Origin of the sequence: Pedobacter nutrimenti (genome assembly GCF_032678445.1) — a bacterium.
GTDB lineage: Bacteria > Bacteroidota > Bacteroidia > Sphingobacteriales > Sphingobacteriaceae > Pedobacter > Pedobacter nutrimenti_A.
In genome coordinates this window covers 159,842-176,343 of the sequence record NZ_JAVTSQ010000013.1, presented here as the reverse complement: position 1 = coordinate 176,343, position 16,502 = coordinate 159,842, and the positions used below count along the sequence as shown (strand labels likewise).

The window sequence follows — 16,502 nt, the reverse complement described above, 5'->3', positions numbered from 1 at the left end:
AATTATTGAACCTGAGAACCATCAAATAAACGAACCAGGCGATGCGTTTTATTTGCCATATTTTCATCGTGTGTTACCATCACTACCGTTGTACCATCATTTCGGTTTAAATTGATCAGAATATCCATGATCTCGTTGCCCATTGCACTGTCCAGGTTCCCTGTAGGTTCATCTGCCAGTATAATCTGAGGTTTACCAACAATTGCCCGGGCTATCGCTACCCGCTGCCGCTGTCCGCCAGACAACTGTGAAGGAAAGTGTTTCAATCGGTTACTCAGGCCTACTTTCTCCAAGGCTTCCGCAGCCAGATCCCGTCTTTCCCTGGCCGATGAAGAACGATACAATAAGGGCAATTCCACATTGTCCAGCACCTGCAGATCATTGATCAAGTGATAACTTTGAAATATAAAACCCAGCTGTTCATTCCTAAACTTTGCCAGCCGCTGGTCAGAGAAATTGGAAACATCCTGCCCGGCAATCCTGATACTACCTTTGGATGGCTCATCCAGCAAGCCCATGATGTTCAGCAAAGTGCTTTTGCCACAACCTGAGGGCCCCATAATGGAAAGAAATTCTCCTTTTGCAATATCCAGGCTAATTCCATTTACGGCAAGGGTTTCAACCGTATCGGTACGGTACACTTTTTCAATGTTTTGTAAACGTATCATATCGTATAGTTACAGATTAAGATTTATTTATAAATTATTTTTTCATTTTTTTCGAAATCATACAAAGACAGATACCTCAGCTGATAATAGGCACTCCAGAAATCTCTAAGTGAAGCAATATAATCTCTCTTTGCCCTGTCATTTTCCTGGAAAGCAATGCTCAGATCCGTAATACTCAAATCACCCAGCACATATCTTTCCCGGGCAATCTGATATTTTTCAGAAGCAATACGATCCGCTTTGCCTGTTAGCTCTACCTGTTCCTTCATCATATTAAACAAGGTTACCTGGGTAACGATCTGCTGTTTAAAGGTCTGCTTATCCTGTTCCACAGCATAAGCAATGAACTGCTCGTTGGCTTCAGCTGTCTTGGTCCTCGACTTTGACCGTCCCCAATCCAGCACTGGAATACTGAGCTGCAATTGTATAGACTGCTGGCTCTTTGGAGAACGATATACATCAGCAATATTACCTGCTGCATTGGAAAACCCAAGATTAGCATTCAGTGTTGCCGTTAAACCATTTTGACCTTTTGCCTTTGCTACATCCCTTTTCGCCTCAGCCAGTTTACGCACAAAAGCAATGGCATCTGAACGGTTCTCAAAAGCTTCCTTCAATACCCTATCTGCCGAAATACTCATTTGATTTACCTGTGCAGGCATATCCAGTACAATCTTATCATCACCTTCCATCCCCGCATAACTCCGCAGGTTTAAAGTCGCTATTTCCATATCCCGTTTCGCTGTCCCCACAGCCTTTTGTGCATTGAGCTCCTCCAGCTGCAACTGCAGAATTTCATTCTTGGAAATTTTTCCCAACTCAAATTTAGTATTGGCGATGTCCAGGATCTTCAGCGTATTGGTTAAATTGGTGGTTGCAATATTTAAGTTGACCTGGCCAAGCAACAGATCAAAGAAATAACCCGTTACCGTTACTGCAATTTGTTCTTGTGATTCAATATAAGCCTGTTTACTTTCAGTGTATTTTAAAGGTTCAATCTTCTTGTCCCATTTTAAACTATTGAACTGCAATAAAGGCTGTGTGTAGCCAATTCCATAAGGAATGGCATTATAAAGAACATTTTTACGATCAAAATCATCAAAGCGCTGCAACTGCGTGGTTCCATAAATGGTACCTCCGGTAGCCGCAATACTTTGGCTAAAATTCATGGTCAGTGAAGAGTTATCATTGTGCACAGGCTGGAAAAGAATAGCCCCATTGGGCTGCAAAACCTGAGAATATGTTTTATTATAACCAGGCAATACCCCAGTTAATTCCAACTGAGGCTGATAATTCGACTTATATGTTCTCCATTCCCAATACTTGGTTTCTCTAACAGTAATGGCCTGTTTAGCCGCAATTGAGTTAGATTTGGCCATTTCAACCAGTGCCGGTAAACTCAACTTAAGCGTATCGTTAACCGGAACAGCAGTTACACGCATACCGGATAGCAAAAAAAAGAAAGACAATATCGTTTTCATCATGTTGATTGAAAATTCAAAACAGATCAATTGTTTACAGCCACCTCTGCGGTATTCTCATAAGCCTTCATATCAGATGTAATGACGACTTCTCCAGGCTTGATACCAGTCAGGATTTCTACATAGTCAAAATTACTCAGCCCGGTTTTCACGGTTCGTCTTTCCGCTTTCCCTTTATTCAGCACAAAAATCTCCTGGAGGGTTGACCCCTTAAATGCTGGCCCGTTGGCTACCCTCAACGCACCGTTCCGGGTAGCCGTGACCAGGAAAATATCGACCTTCATATTGGGTCGCAATAATTTATTATTCCGTTCCTCCAATTGTGCAGCAAAGGAAACAATACCGTTATTTACTGCCGGAGAAATATTCACAATATGCGCCCTTAACTGCACATCATTTATCCGGACAATAACCGGCATATGATTGTGCAGCTGGTCCAGCTGATTATCGGACACACTACCGGCAATTTTAAAACTGCTCAGATCTGCAATCTTGGCCAGCGATTCACCCTCCTTTATACTCGCTCCGATGTTTTTATTTACCCAGGTGATCACTCCCGCTCTGGTGGCCACTACGTTCGCCAGATCAAGTTTACGCTTCAATGCATTCTGATCATTACGTTGTATCTCCAGGGCAATTTCTGCTTCTCTGATCTCTATTTTCATGGTTTGCTGTTTACTCCGTATTTCATTTTCGAGCTGCTGTTTCTCCAGCTCGGCAACTTTCAGGTTCAGTTCAGCCTGCTCAATTCCTTCCTTTGTTCCCCCACCCGCCTTGTATAATCTTTTGGCACTGGATACCGCATCCACCAAGTTCCCGATCCGCAATTGTTTGATACTGTTGTTCGATTTGATATCATAAAAACTCTTCTCCAGATCCAGTTTTAGTTTTCGAATCTCATTCTCTTTAGATTCTATCTGAAATTTAAGTTTATCATATTCAGACTGTGCGGCAGATTTATCCAGGATGAGAATAGATTCTCCTGCCTTAACTTTGTTTCCGGCATCCAGCAATACTTTCATGACCGAAGCATTGATTGGACTCGTCAAACTTTCCTCAAACTCCGGCAGCACTTCACCCGTCGCATTGATCGTATTTTCAATATTTCCAATTGCAGCAACAGAAGTTGTTATATCAGAAGCCGACAAAGCTGGTTTAAAATAAAAACGAAGCAGCCAGATACACAATGCAAGCACAGCCACCGCAAAAAAAATGATTAAAATCGTCTTTCTCTTCTTTTGTCCGGAAACCTCATTCGCAATGCTCTTATCCATTCTATTTGTTTTGCACAAGGCATTACAAGGCAAATGCCACAGCTAAAACACTAAAAAACAATAGATTACAATTTATAAGCGCATAAAAAATGCCCGATATCGAACAAGATGTTTAATATCGGGCATTTTTTAAATATTTTGACCTTAGGGCTTTTTAGCCACGGGGGGCGGAGCAACTCTATTTCTTGCCTTATTAAGTGCAGTCCTCTCCAAAAGTGTATAAGCTTTCCCATCAAAAGTCATCTTTGCCTTCGTTACCGGCTCAGCAGCCATCGGAGCTGTTCCTTTTCTTAGCCATAAGCCGGTCATGTGCAAAATAACCACATGAGGGGGATGTCTGGCATAAGTCTTTTTATCCATAGGACTGGCAACCAGGTTGTCGTTCTTTGCACGGGTAACGCCTTCCTCCACCACCATCAGTGAACTGAGATAATCATCTACATCGATAAAAAACTCGTTATAATTGCTTTCATCAGAGATTTTAAAGCCATAAACCAGATGATCAAACACAGAATAATCCACTTTTAAACTGTCTCCAGCCTTAAAATTTATACGATACCCTCCGCTTTCCTCCAGCTGTCCATCTGTTACCGGTATAAGCTGTTTCTTACCAGGACCAGATCCAATGGCAACAGAAACCGGTGCCAGAACATCTTTACCCTTTTTGCTGGCAATCAACAGACTTACTGAATCTTTGCTCAAGGACTGATTATACCGTCCATATACCTTCACTGCATCATACTCCGGAGCAGTGGTTAGCAATGCCTTGTTGTTCTTTACCTTAAAATTTCCAGAGGCAAAAAATAATTTTTCTTTATCCTTTGACTCTACATAGGTAGAAAAATAACCCGATAGCTTATCAAAGAATACCGTAGTTGTCGTTCCCTCTTCGTCCTTTCCGGAAAAGCAGCCGTCATAAACGCTCTGCGCTTTTACCAGTGGCCCCAGGCAAATCATACCCAGGAATAATAATATTTTTTTCTTCATAGCACAGAATGCATTCCTTTTTCAAAAATAAGATACGCTATTTAAAATCAGCTCAATAATCCTGCTTTTATTTCGTCATAAATTCTGTTTGTTTCCACAACCGGGATATCTAACGAATTTCCATAACTGATCATTGCACCCGCAAATAATTCCAGCTCTGTATGAGTCTTTCCGGATTGCACATCCAGCTGAAGCGAGGTTGGGGTCGTATAAGGAAAAGTTGCAGCCTTTTTAAAAGTGAGTTCTATAATATCCGGAGGTACAGCTACCCCTTTCTGATCAGCAATTAATTTTAGTTCCTCTATAATCCTGTTCGCCCTGGAATGCAGTTCAGGGTCTTTGTTCACTACGCCGATCGGTTTGTTATACCTGGCCGAAACCAGCCCGAAGCTCGCAATAAAGAAAAATTTTGTCCAAATATCAATCAGGGCGTCTTCTTTATATATAATATCTATTCCCGCTTGCTTCAACAAACCTACAAGCACGGAAGGATCATATTGTAAATGTTCAGGATCCCGACCGAGGATAATCCTTCCTGCCGCACCTTTATGTTCAACAACTCCTTTTTCTTTAATATGCGAAGCCACATAAACACAAGCAGGCAATACCACGCCGTCAGGAATCAATTTTCTAATTCTTTCATAGATATCTACTCCGTTCATTAAGGGCAGAATGACAGCACCAGGCCTTATTTTATCCCTTAACTGCCGGCAAATGTTCTCCAGATCATATTCCTTTACACAAACCAGCCATAGATCAGCCACAGGCGCATCTGCAATTTCCCGAAACAGACCTTCCGGATAAGCCACAGGGTGCAGATGTTCCGGAGAGATCAAGGTTAGTCCCTGCGCCTTCACGATACTATAAGTCGCTTCCCTTGCTATAAAATCAACCTGAACATCAATTGATTTCTTAAAGGCGTCGGCCAGCTTAAATCCAAAATATCCACCTACCCCGCCTAATCCGATTACAGTTATCTTCATGATAATTTGTTTTTACGACAATAAAACCATCATAGGCTCGCTATTTCACTGAAGGAATTTCTTTTAACACAGCCAAAAGATACGACCAGAATTTTTGAACAGAAGAAACCTGAACCCTTTCATCCGGAGAATGCGCTCCTCTGATCGTTGGACCAAAAGAAATCATATCCATACCAGGGAAATGCGCACCTAAAATACCACATTCTAAACCCGCATGACAAGCTTCTACCTTCGGTTCCTTGTTAAAAACATCCTGGTATAACTTCACCATGAGCCTTAAAATATCAGAATCCGGATTAGGTTTCCAGCCAGGATAATCTCCGCTTTGGCTAACAGAACACCCCATCCCTTCCAGACTTGCACGAACCGAGTTAGCAACATCATCTTTTGTACTTTCCACACTGCTCCGCTGCAAAGACTGTGTAATGAATTTTCCGTCCTTTACAATTACACGGGCAAGGTTAGTTGAGGCTTCCACGAGGTCCTCTATATCCGGGCTCATTCTAAATACGCCATTAGGCATAGCATATAACGCATTTACTATTTTTACAAAGTCCGCCTGTCCCATCACTTCTTTAGGTAAGTCCGTTTCTTCAGCCACAACAACCAGAGAAGGTTCAATGCTGTGGTACTCTTCTTTCAAAACAGCAGAAAATGTTTCAACAAAGGCCAGAAATGCTGTCTTCTCTCCGTTGGGAACAACCAATACCGCCCGCGATTCTCTCGGTATCGCATTCCTTAAACTGCCACCGTCAACAACAGCCAGACTGATCTTTGCCGATTTCAAAGCCCCATAGAACAAGCGGTTCATCAACTTATTGGCATTGCCCCGGCCCTTATGGATATCCATACCAGAATGTCCGCCGGATAAACCTTTAATCGTAATCTGATAGGCTGTACTATTTTCATTGCTCTTCTCCAGAGTATAAGTATATTCAGAATTGGTATCGATACCTCCTGCACAACCAATCGTTAGCTCATCATCCTCCTCAGTATCCAGATTTAACAAAATAGAACCCGTAAAATTGGAAGGATCAATTTCCTTCGCGCCGGTCATTCCAGTTTCCTCATCGATAGTAAACATGGCTTCCAGAGGAGGATGTTCTATAGTTGTTGAAGCCAGTAAAGTCATAATAGAGGCAACACCAATACCATTATCTGCACCTAGCGTAGTTCCTTTAGCTTTAACCCAATCACCATCTACAAACATCTGAATGCCCTGGCTGTCAAAATCAAAAACAGTATCGTTATTTTTTTGGTGGACCATATCCAGGTGAGACTGCATTACCACAGTTTTCCGGTTTTCCATACCAGGCGTTGCAGGCTTACTGATCATGACGTTACCTGTTGCATCCTGAACCGTTTTCAATCCCAGTTTTTCACCAAATGCAACCATAAAAGCAATCACCCTTTCTTCTTTCTTAGAAGCTCTGGGTACTGCATTCAGGTCAGCAAAATTATTCCAAAGAGCCTTAGGCTCTAAATTTCTTACTTCCATTAGATCTTAGTTAAGAGCGGCCAAATTAGCTAATATTGCCCTGATAAACCAATAAAAAGATGGTTTTATAGACCGGCTCTGTGTAAGATCAAAGGTTTTTATTTCGATCTTGCATAGATCTCTATAATCTCATGATTAACATGCAGGCTGTCAATTTTTTCTATACCCCGCTGAATCAGGGTATCATTTTTCACCTGCAGTTTGAACTTAAAATCCAGATTTTCCCAATCCCGGTAACTGCAATAAGCCAGATGTTCTGTATAATCCTCTCCCGAAAGTTTATAAGTTCCGGCACCACAATCAAACACAGCTGCAGGCGTCTTACCTTTTTTCAGATCATGTTTAAAAAAAGAGAAGTGAGTTCCATTAAACATTTTAATCATCTCCTGGCCTTTCACCGGAAAAGTAATTAGTGTATCCTTTCCAGTAATGGTTTTAGCAGAAACCAGTTTCCAGGTTCCGTTAAGATCAGCTCCTGCATTTTCCTTTTTAGATTCTGATCCTCCGCTACAAGCCACGAACTCCAGGAGCACGGGCAGCAGCAGCCATTTTAATTTGTTCATAATGTCGTTCGTTTTTAAATACATAGCTAAAAAAGCGGCCATGCAAAAAGGTTTATATATTGGTTATAGGTTTAACTGAGCGCTTCATGATCAAACATAAAATACATTTCCCTAAATGTAAAATTTAATATTTGGTTTTATTTTTGCTGACATTTGCATTCATGCGCCTACCTATACTTCTGACTCTGATTTGTGCTCTCTTTTCCGGTTGTAAAACTGAAAAAAAACCACATACTACCTTTTACTATTGGAAAACAGTTTACAGCCAGAACAAAACAGAGCAACAGTACCTCGAAAAAATGCAATCCAGGTCTTTGTATGTACGGATTATGGATATCGACTTAAGCCCTGACGGACAGCAAGCCATCCCCATCTCTCCAATCACTTTTAAAGAAAGCATACCTCGGCAAGTAAACATCATCCCTGTAGTTTATATCGTCAACAACATTTTAAACGTAGCAGACAGTACTGCACTGAAAACACTTGCCAGTAAAATTGCAGTCTTTGTCCAGGCAAAAGTACAGCAAGCCGGAAAGAAAGACTACCAGGAACTGCAGATAGACTGCGACTGGACCAAGACAACTAAAGACCGTTATTTCTATTTTCTTGAACAGCTCAAAAAATTGCCCCAACTCCGGAACAAAGAGATTACAGCCACGTTAAGGCTCCATCAGGTTAAAAATATAGAGAGCTCAGGCATTCCCCCGGTAAAGAAAGTTATGCTGATGTGTTACAATATGGGCAATTTAAGGAAGTATGGCCCACAAAACTCTATACTGGATCAGGCCGAAATGGACCTCTACCTGAAAGACCATTTAAAAGACTATCCCCTGACCCTTGACGTAGCGCTCCCCTTATTTAAATGGGCGGTTATTTTCCGCAACCAGCAATACGCAGGTATCTCCAAACGATTGCAGCCAAATCAGCTGCAAGACAAGAACATCTTTAAAAAACTGGAACAACCCTTACTTTACCAGCTTTTGGTTGACCTCCCTCAGGCCGGACTAAAGAAAAATGACATTGTGCGATGGGAACATATTACAACAAAACAACTTCTGCAAACAGCCGATTTTTTATCCGCATATTTGCCCTCAACAGAATTTAACCTCACATTCTACCACTTAGACGAACAATTATTAAATGATTTTAAATATGACGACCTACAAAAAGTTATTCATAGGTTTTAGTACTTTCTTTACTGTTTTTTTTGCCGAAATCGCCATCAACCTAGCCTGCGGGGGCGAAGTAGACCCTTATGACTATTATATAAACTATTTCCATAGTGATGTATCCGGCGATGAATATTCCCCATTCTTTTTTACGCAGCTTAGCTTCCTCTACGGAGATAAAGACACCCATAGTGAATCGGACATCAACAGCGAAGAATGGGCTAAATACCTTCAGGTAAAAAAAGAAGATGTTGAAAAGGCCATGTATAGAAGTAATGATGCCACCAATCTGGTACTCAGCAAACTGGATCAGCAGCCAATTTCCAGTCTGCCAGACAGCCTGCAGCAAAATACATTTATACAAGCCCTGGGCAAAAATAAAAAAGCTGCGCAGTACTTCTCTTTTGCTAAAAGCTGCGAACCTCTTGCCAATTCAAGCTCAGATTACTGGAATCCTACACCACGTGACACTACCGGAATGATTTCGGCTGCCAAACAAGCGCTTGATCTGGTCAGTTCCTCCCGGGCTGATGCCTTCATTAAACTCCGTTACGCCTACCAGTCTGCAAGAATGTATCATTATGCTGGTCAGTACCAGGAATGCAGAAACATCTATGACAAATTGATCAGAACCAATAAAACCGCCAGTGCCGTTAAAGGCTGGTCCATGGCGCTGTATGCCGGAGCTACACGAAGACTAGGTATGAGGAGCGAATCCGCATATTTGTTTTCCAAAGTATTTGAAAGCAATCCTGAACGCAGAATACTTGCTTATAGAAACTATTACAACATCAGCCCATCCACAGATTCCGTACTCCGTTTTGCTAAAAATAATACAGAAAGAGCCACCATCTGGGCTATAGAAGGGTTTGGAAACCCGACAAAAGATTTAAAAAGTCTGGAAGAGGTATATAAAAACGACCCCAAAAGCCCAATTAACGGTGCCCTGTTGGTACGGGAGATCAATAAACTGGAAGGAAATATACTAAACGGCTCCAGCAATTATTACTATTACAACAGTCCAAACAATGCCGACAGCTTAAAGAAGGTCAACCTTAAACACCTGGCCCTGGTGAAAAATTTCGCACTTAAACTTGCCGGGGAAAAGAAATACAGTCAACCTGAATTAGGCACTCTTACAGCCGCCTACCTTTCCTGGATGGAAAACAAAGGTGCAGAAGCTTCATCTTATCTGTCGAAACTTGATTTCCCTAAACTCCCGGAACGTTTAAAAGATCAATACCGCATCACCGATCTGCTGATTAAAGCAGATCAGATTAAAAAGGGAAGTTCATTTAACCCCAATGATCTTTTACCAGGTCTTAAATGGCTCGATCAAAAACGCTTTGAAGAGAATAAACCAAAACCTGGTCAAACCTATGACGATTGGGGCGGCTATAATAAAGCTTTCAGCTTAAGCGCAAGAAATCTCTATCAGGATGTCCTGGCACCAGCCTACCTGAAAATGGGCGATACTACCCGTGCCGCCATGGCCATGGTCAAAGGTGACATCAGGTCTTTAAACTTAAAGAGTAAGGATTTGTTCAGCAATATGAGCTCCGCTACCATTGAATACTGGCAGGAAGCTCTAAGTCCAACAACCTTACTGAGCATTGAAAAATACAGAACAACCCCGCCTCAGGATAACCTCGACGGGCTTCTGGCTGGAAGCATCAAGCAACTCAACCAGGATGATTTCTATGAACTTCTGGGTACCAGTTACCTCAGAACACATCACTATAAAAATGCCCTGATCTGGTTTCAAAAAATTAATCCTAAACATCAATACTTCAGCGCATCTAACTGGTATGAAGGCGATGAAGGAAGACTTTATCCGAATGCATTTATAGAGACCATCCGGGATTACCCTAAACAAAACGGCAGTAAAACAGGAGGTTTAAACAAGAAAACCTTTGCAATGGAAATGCTACGACTGCAAAAGCTCGTTACTTCAGATCCAAAAAATGCGGCGGCAAACTATTATAAAATGGCAAACGCGCTGTATCAAACTGGTTATTTTGGAAATTCCTGGGGACTGATCAGTTACAGCTGGAGCTCCTACGACAATGTAGTTCCTCCAAAATACGATTATGAAAAAGATTATAAACAGGCCCTAACTGCAAGGCGGTTATATCTAAAGGCCAGACTACTGACTACCGATCAAAACCTCAAAGCCAAATGTACCTTCATGCTGGCCAAATGTGCTCAAAAGATGATCATACCCGGTAAATATCCAGATTACCTCTATACTTACGTAAATGGTAAAACAACCTATAAAGACTACCTGGATGCCAACCTTGCCAATCCATATTACAAGGAGTTTTCTGCTAAATATGCAAAGACACCATTTTACCAAATTGCACAAGGTGAATGCAGTTATTTCAGGGAATTTATAAACCGCAATTAAACCGAATCGATTACATTTTATTGCGTTTTTAACATCTAAACGCAGAAAATAAAAACAATTCTAAGATGTAAAAAGTTATTATGGCATTAAGCTTGTAGTATATAGCTCATCTATTAACATTTTTAAAAAACATCTTATGAAAAAATTTACTTTAAGTTTGCTAACTGTTGTACTACTCGGAGTAGGCCTCTCGGCAAGCGCCCAGATTCAAAAGGGTAATGTATTAATTGGTGCAGATTTGGCCAATTTCGATTTAGGTTTAAGCGGATCGAAAGTATTCAAAATGGACATTACTCCAAAAGCGGCATGGTTTATTCAAGACAATATTGCTTTGGGGGGATATGCACATATCGGTTTAGTTACCGCAAAGAACGCCGCAACCACTACGGACTATGGAATTGGTGCCCTTGGTCGTTATTATACCGGTAAAGATGTAGAAGTTCTAAAACACGGCCGTTTCTTCGGAGAAGCAAACATTGGTTTTGGCGGAACAAATACAAGTAAAGGCGGCGGTACAACGAATGGTTTAGACTTTGGCGTAGGCCCAGGTTTTGCTTATTTCATTACTCCTAATATCGGGCTTGAAACATTGTTGAAATACCAGGGCTTAACCGGATTTGGAAATAATGGATATCAAGGCAACCTGCATTTATCTTTCGGGTTCCAGATCTATCTACCAGGTCAGGGAACAGCCAACAAGGTTAGAAGTGATGTAAAATAAATTAAAATTTAATTTATAAAGCCCGCTGCAAAAAACAGCGGGCTTTATTTTTTAATCCCATTTACAAGAGGAACTAAGATCTTTGTTTAGATTTGCAGCTTGGATCCATCCCTGTATCTATGAACCATTGTATAAAACTTCTTCCTCTGAATCTCTTTCTGATACTGTCACTTCTTTCCTGTACCCAAAAGAAAGATAGCTATACAGTTTGGAAAGAACAGTCAAAAACCAATATCAGACTCCTGCCTGAATATGGGCATGCAGCAAAGACAAAACAACAACTGAAAGCAGACAGTGCTTTTATAAAAACAGCTACTCAAAAAGAAAGCCCGGAAAAAGCATCAGAAGCGCTGGTGCAACTCGGTTTTAAATACCTGAACAACGGAGATCCTCAGACCGCCATGTACCGTTTCAATCAGGCTTGGTTGTTAAACCCAAAAAACCCAGAAATCTATTGGGGATTCGGCTCCGTTTACTTCAGCTTCAAAGACTATAAAAACGCCGTTATGCAATACAACGAAGGGCTGAGTCTAGATCCCAAAAATAAAGGAATACTAAAAGACAAAGCCCTCGCTGCACAATTATTAAGAAAGAAAAATTAATTCATTTTAAAAGATTCTCCTGGTTTAGCCAGCTCATATTTGATCCAAAAATCAGAAGATTTAGAGCTGTTGCCACTACCTTCAGTTCCTCCTCTTTGGCTCATACCACCACCTCTTCGGCCACCGCCACCGCCCATTCCACCACCATGACCGCCACCGCCGCGCATGCCGCCACCCATTCCACCGCCCCTGGACATTCCACCGCCACTGCCTTCAGCACCACCTTGTCCTCCCTGATGATGATGTTCAGGATTTCCAGCACTACTGTTGATCTTGATCTGATAGGCAATTCCTTTTGCTTCTTTTCCCGTTAAATTCAACTGGGCCAGTGGGATAGCCAATTCACAAATATAATCTCTGCGCTGATTAAACGCAGCCGCAACCTGTATCCCTGCATCATTTGGAATAGCTAGACTACCATCCGGAATACTTTTAAAACCAGATACTGAAATGGATCTTACACCCGGATCATGTTCATGCTCCCCCTGATGCATAGTACTATCTCTCAATTCCCCATGTGGAGGAGGAGCTTGTTGCATGCCTAGAAAGTTCAGTTTAATACCATCCTTCTTTTTACCCGCGGTATTGATGTTTAAAGTCAACCCGCCACGAATCAAACGGCCTGTTGTCATTTCGTCCAGAGATTCAATCACCAGGTAAAGGTTTTGCTCGTCATTCCCAAGAGCAAAAGCCAGTTTGGTTTCCGAATTAAAATTATTCAGTGGCTCATGCCATTCCTCAGAATTTCCGTCCACCACAACCGGGTGCTGCATCCACATATTTACATCAACGTCCGGATCTGGCTTTTGTGCATAAGCCGCAGTACCGGAAAGCCCAGCCAATCCGGTAAAAAATAAAATAGATAAAACTTTTCTGTTCATTTTTGAAGTGCAGGTTGCAAAAGATCTGCACAACAAATCTATTCGATTAACAATTGATCTTTAGTAAATTAACATATTTTAACTTATATAACCACGGCACTTAAAAATTAGTCACAGCCGCAGCCCTCACTTCCTTTGTAACAGCAGAAGAGCTTTCCACATTCAAATCAATTCCTTTAGCTTTAAGTTCGGCAGCAATGGCCCTTTTATCAAAATCAAGCTTATCCAGCAGATACTTGTGTTTCACCGCAAAACTTCTGAACACATCATCCCAGGTCATGGCAAAGATCTCCAGGTTGCCCCATGATTTGACTAGAAAACGCTTGCCTTTATCCCTAAATTCATCGTACTGTTTTTTAATATAAGTATCGGTTTCATTACTGATCACAAAAAACTTCCATTGACGCGTTTGCGCATTAAATTCCGGCTGGCGGGTCACAAAATCCATATAATCTTCTATCTGGCGAAGCTGCACTTTGCCAATCACCACATCCGGACGCTTCAATTCCACCATAATATTCTCTTCCAGATCATCATCATGGCTGGAGGGATCCGGCACGCTCCGCTGCCTGCAGATAAAAAGATCAGGCCTTCTAACCTTCTCCGCATCCTGCAATTTAACTTTTGCAGGTGCAGGTAAATCATCTATGATATACAAATACTTCGACAATACCTTTTCAAAAGCCTCATTCGCTGTAACCAAATGGAACTGCTCTCCGAACAGCCAATAATTCTCTGCAATTGCATGCTGAATATGATCTCTCTCATTCGTGAAAGATTTCAAGTCAAATACCAGTGTCTTTAAAAGTTCTATTGTTTTAGCGCGGCTTTCAATCAGATTAATCGTTCGCAGAATATGACTGAACGATGTTTTCTTTAACAGGTTAGATAAGTTTTCCCTTTCTTCGGCAGTTATTTGCACAATTCCATCCAGAATGTTTAAAATATGTCCCCTTTCATCAGTATCCAGTAAAAGATTAATAAAACCTACACTCGTTTTTTCCTGAGTTTCACTTAAACCCTTAAAAATCTTTGGTTGTATACAGTAAATCTCCCGCACCACCTCAACCAGATCTTTCTTTTTCTCCTGCTCATACTTATTGTTTCTGAATTTTGGAAATACCCCCAAACGTTCATACTTGGAAATCAGCTCATCTGCCGCATTGATCCTCACAAAAGCCTTCTGTTTGGTATTGATAATGTTTCGGAGTTCCTTCAATAGCCTCTTGAAAACCAGATTGTTCCTGTTTACCCCGAAAAGCCTTCCAGAACCTTCTTTATCTGAAGAAATAAACTCATTAAAAAAGCTCGACTCCACATACATGCTGTGGTAAAAATTGATAGCATTGTGATTAAAAGAAGTCAACTCTTTATACAACTCCTTTTTATGCTCATTCAAAAAATAATAGTAGAATTTGTCTCCTATCTTCTTTTTCCATCGCACATAGGTGATTTTAAATTCAAACTCATTTCCGCCATGATCTGAAACCACACTTTTGAACACCTCATCTTCGGCAATAATATCCCTGAATTCTATAGCTGTACCATTTAAACTCAGGCTGAAATGTCTTTGTTCATTCAACAACAGGAACCACCCAAATTCTGCCTTCAAATAATCCATAAACTCTGTACTGGTCAAAGAATATCCTGTAATTCCGTACAGATTAGACAACCTTAAACTCGTTCCCGTTTTCTCTACGGTAGAAATCCGGTTATTTTCATTCTTATATACATGTTTATTTCCAGCATGTATGGTAATATCGTATTCCAGAAATTGTCCGCTTTGCTGATCTTTATAAACCGTCTGCCAAACCGCAGTTTCTGCAAATGCAATAAAGGAGAACCTACCCTTTCCTTTCTTTCCTCTAACCGAAGAAGTCTTTTGTACAGACTTACGCTTCAGAGAGTCCAAAAAAGAGCCGAAGGTTTCGCCCAGTGTAGACAAGTCAATTCCGGTTCCATTATCCCTGATCACCAGATCATCAATATGGTCCAGCTCATTCGCATTAAAAACCAGGTCAACACTGGTAGCTTTAGCATCAAACCCATTCCAGATCAGCTCAGCAATAGCTTCTTTATACTCTTTGGTGATACCCGCTGAGTCTACGCTGTTGTTATTTATTCCGACTTTATTTTCCATACCCGGGGCCATATCTATTGAACAGCCAAAATACTAAAAATATTAGTAAAACAAAATTAATTATTCCTTCTCGTGTACTTTAGAGCTAGGCAAACTGTTTTTTGAATTCCGATGGTGTTTTTTTAGTAACCAGTCTAAAGAATTTATTAAAATTGGAAATACTGTTATAACCACATTTATAAGCTATACTCGCTATACTTGAATCATCCGCATTCATCAGTTTTATAGCATGTGCTATACGAATCTCATTAATAAACTCAACAAGCGTTTTTTGTGTCCTTGCCTTAAAAAACCGGCAGAATGCCTGCTTATTCATATTAGCAATTGCCGCAACATCTTTTAACTTAATTTCACTAGAAAAATTCGAAAATAAATATTTAAACACTTTATCAATTCTTTCATTATCACGGGTTTGATAGGTATTTACATAACCAGCACTAGCCAATAAAGTATATTCATTCGTGTTGCACAAAATCTGCAGCAATTGTAACAAGAGTATCAGTTTTGCCGCACCTTCCTCATCAGACATTTTGAAAAGCAAATCCTTTAATTCTTCCTTTGTCTTTCCATAAAATTTCATTCCTCTTTTCGATTTTTGCAGAACTTGTTCCAGCTTATTCGTATTATAGAAATTAGCTAATAATCCAGTTAACTTATCCGGATTAAAAAACAAAGTAAAAGAACGGGCATGTTCTTCGGTTTCGTCAAAAGAGCCATCATCCAGATCATCGTTATGCCATACATGTGGTATGTCAGAACCCAATAATGTCAGTTCACCCGTCTCAAAATTATCAATACAATCACCAATAACTTTATATCCTGAGCTTTTCAATACATAGTTCATTTGGCATTCCTTATGAAAATGAAATTCAGTAGAAAAAAAAGGTCGTTCAATCAATCTTGTCACGAAGACTTCTTCCTGTGAGTTATTTAAAATTTTTGCAAAAACCGGTTTCATATAAACACTACTATTAATGGACTATATCACTTACCCGCTCACGTTATACTGATTCTATATTAGCTAACATCATTCAATATTGCTAAAATAAAGAAGCAAATTAGCAATTCAAACATAGGTTTTCTTTCTCGTTAAGGAATTAACAATTCATTAAACATGCTACAATACTG

14 protein-coding genes are annotated in these 16,502 nt (G+C 40.6%); 4 read left to right on the top strand and 10 right to left on the bottom strand.

Going from position 1 to position 16,502, the window contains the following annotated elements; all coding sequences use genetic code 11:
* Positions 1–2: 2 nt before the first annotated feature.
* The 7 genes from R2S08_RS23155 to R2S08_RS23125 all read right to left on the bottom strand — a co-directional run bounded on the left by R2S08_RS23155 (position 3) and on the right by R2S08_RS23125 (position 7,454).
* Positions 3–668, bottom strand: coding sequence for an ABC transporter ATP-binding protein (locus R2S08_RS23155; RefSeq protein WP_316837381.1), 666 nt, complete (start codon positions 666–668; stop codon positions 3–5).
* A 23-nt stretch (positions 669–691) separates the two neighbouring features.
* Positions 692–2,152, bottom strand: coding sequence for a TolC family protein (locus R2S08_RS23150; RefSeq protein ID WP_316837380.1), 1,461 nt, complete (start codon positions 2,150–2,152; stop codon positions 692–694).
* Between the two features lie 23 nt (positions 2,153–2,175).
* Positions 2,176–3,423 (bottom strand): efflux RND transporter periplasmic adaptor subunit, encoded by a 1,248-nt coding sequence (locus tag R2S08_RS23145; protein WP_316837379.1) that lies wholly within the window; start codon positions 3,421–3,423, stop codon positions 2,176–2,178.
* Between the two features lie 144 nt (positions 3,424–3,567).
* Entirely contained in the window at positions 3,568–4,410 is an 843-nt protein-coding gene (locus R2S08_RS23140) for a hypothetical protein (RefSeq protein WP_316837378.1), read from the bottom strand.
* A gap of 47 nt (positions 4,411–4,457) precedes the next feature.
* Entirely contained in the window at positions 4,458–5,393 is a 936-nt protein-coding gene (locus tag R2S08_RS23135) for a 2-dehydropantoate 2-reductase (protein ID WP_316837377.1), read from the bottom strand.
* Positions 5,394–5,433: 40 nt separating this feature from the next.
* Positions 5,434–6,891, bottom strand: coding sequence for an aminoacyl-histidine dipeptidase (locus R2S08_RS23130; RefSeq protein WP_316837376.1), 1,458 nt, complete (start codon positions 6,889–6,891; stop codon positions 5,434–5,436).
* Between the two features lie 98 nt (positions 6,892–6,989).
* A complete protein-coding gene (locus tag R2S08_RS23125; RefSeq protein WP_316837375.1) occupies positions 6,990–7,454 on the bottom strand; it encodes a hypothetical protein in 465 nt (154 codons plus the stop codon).
* 329 nt (positions 7,455–7,783) lie between these two features.
* Here R2S08_RS23125 and R2S08_RS23120 point away from each other — a divergent pair, with 329 nt between their 5' ends.
* The 4 genes from R2S08_RS23120 (at position 7,784) to R2S08_RS23105 (ending at position 12,353) form a co-directional block, all read left to right on the top strand.
* Entirely contained in the window at positions 7,784–8,641 is an 858-nt protein-coding gene (locus R2S08_RS23120; protein ID WP_316837374.1) for a hypothetical protein, read from the top strand.
* Positions 8,607–11,030, top strand: coding sequence for a hypothetical protein (locus tag R2S08_RS23115; RefSeq protein ID WP_316837373.1), 2,424 nt, complete (start codon positions 8,607–8,609; stop codon positions 11,028–11,030). Before R2S08_RS23120 ends, R2S08_RS23115 begins: the two co-directional genes overlap by 35 nt.
* A 136-nt stretch (positions 11,031–11,166) precedes the next feature.
* Positions 11,167–11,751 (top strand): hypothetical protein, encoded by a 585-nt coding sequence (locus R2S08_RS23110; RefSeq protein ID WP_133778645.1) that lies wholly within the window; start codon positions 11,167–11,169, stop codon positions 11,749–11,751.
* Between the two features lie 119 nt (positions 11,752–11,870).
* A complete protein-coding gene (locus R2S08_RS23105; RefSeq protein ID WP_316837372.1) occupies positions 11,871–12,353 on the top strand; it encodes a hypothetical protein in 483 nt (160 codons plus the stop codon).
* Here R2S08_RS23105 and R2S08_RS23100 read toward each other — a convergent pair.
* The 3 genes from R2S08_RS23100 to R2S08_RS23090 all read right to left on the bottom strand — a co-directional run bounded on the left by R2S08_RS23100 (position 12,350) and on the right by R2S08_RS23090 (position 16,332).
* Positions 12,350–13,234 (bottom strand): hypothetical protein, encoded by an 885-nt coding sequence (locus R2S08_RS23100; RefSeq protein WP_316837371.1) that lies wholly within the window; start codon positions 13,232–13,234, stop codon positions 12,350–12,352. The genes R2S08_RS23105 and R2S08_RS23100 overlap by 4 nt on opposite strands.
* A 100-nt stretch (positions 13,235–13,334) precedes the next feature.
* A complete protein-coding gene (locus tag R2S08_RS23095) occupies positions 13,335–15,374 on the bottom strand; it encodes an ATP-binding protein (RefSeq protein ID WP_316837370.1) in 2,040 nt (679 codons plus the stop codon).
* Between the two features lie 85 nt (positions 15,375–15,459).
* Complete coding sequence (locus tag R2S08_RS23090) at positions 15,460–16,332, bottom strand: AraC family transcriptional regulator (RefSeq protein WP_316837369.1); 873 nt, start codon at positions 16,330–16,332, stop codon at positions 15,460–15,462.
* Between the last annotated feature and the right edge of the window lie 170 nt (positions 16,333–16,502).

Coding starts and splice junctions, on each gene's coding strand:
- R2S08_RS23105 (WP_316837372.1), top strand. CDS start 11,871: ATGAACCATTGTATAAAACTTCTTCCTCTGAATCTCTTTCTGATACTG.
- R2S08_RS23145 (WP_316837379.1), bottom strand. CDS start 3,423: ATGGATAAGAGCATTGCGAATGAGGTTTCCGGACAAAAGAAGAGAAAG.
- R2S08_RS23120 (WP_316837374.1), top strand. CDS start 7,784: ATGGATATCGACTTAAGCCCTGACGGACAGCAAGCCATCCCCATCTCT.
- R2S08_RS23135 (WP_316837377.1), bottom strand. CDS start 5,393: ATGAAGATAACTGTAATCGGATTAGGCGGGGTAGGTGGATATTTTGGA.
- R2S08_RS23155 (WP_316837381.1), bottom strand. CDS start 668: ATGATACGTTTACAAAACATTGAAAAAGTGTACCGTACCGATACGGTT.
- R2S08_RS23110 (WP_133778645.1), top strand. CDS start 11,167: ATGAAAAAATTTACTTTAAGTTTGCTAACTGTTGTACTACTCGGAGTA.
- R2S08_RS23095 (WP_316837370.1), bottom strand. CDS start 15,374: ATGGAAAATAAAGTCGGAATAAATAACAACAGCGTAGACTCAGCGGGT.
- R2S08_RS23090 (WP_316837369.1), bottom strand. CDS start 16,332: ATGAAACCGGTTTTTGCAAAAATTTTAAATAACTCACAGGAAGAAGTC.
- R2S08_RS23150 (WP_316837380.1), bottom strand. CDS start 2,152: ATGATGAAAACGATATTGTCTTTCTTTTTTTTGCTATCCGGTATGCGT.
- R2S08_RS23125 (WP_316837375.1), bottom strand. CDS start 7,454: ATGAACAAATTAAAATGGCTGCTGCTGCCCGTGCTCCTGGAGTTCGTG.
- R2S08_RS23115 (WP_316837373.1), top strand. CDS start 8,607: ATGACGACCTACAAAAAGTTATTCATAGGTTTTAGTACTTTCTTTACT.
- R2S08_RS23130 (WP_316837376.1), bottom strand. CDS start 6,891: ATGGAAGTAAGAAATTTAGAGCCTAAGGCTCTTTGGAATAATTTTGCT.
- R2S08_RS23140 (WP_316837378.1), bottom strand. CDS start 4,410: ATGAAGAAAAAAATATTATTATTCCTGGGTATGATTTGCCTGGGGCCA.
- R2S08_RS23100 (WP_316837371.1), bottom strand. CDS start 13,234: ATGAACAGAAAAGTTTTATCTATTTTATTTTTTACCGGATTGGCTGGG.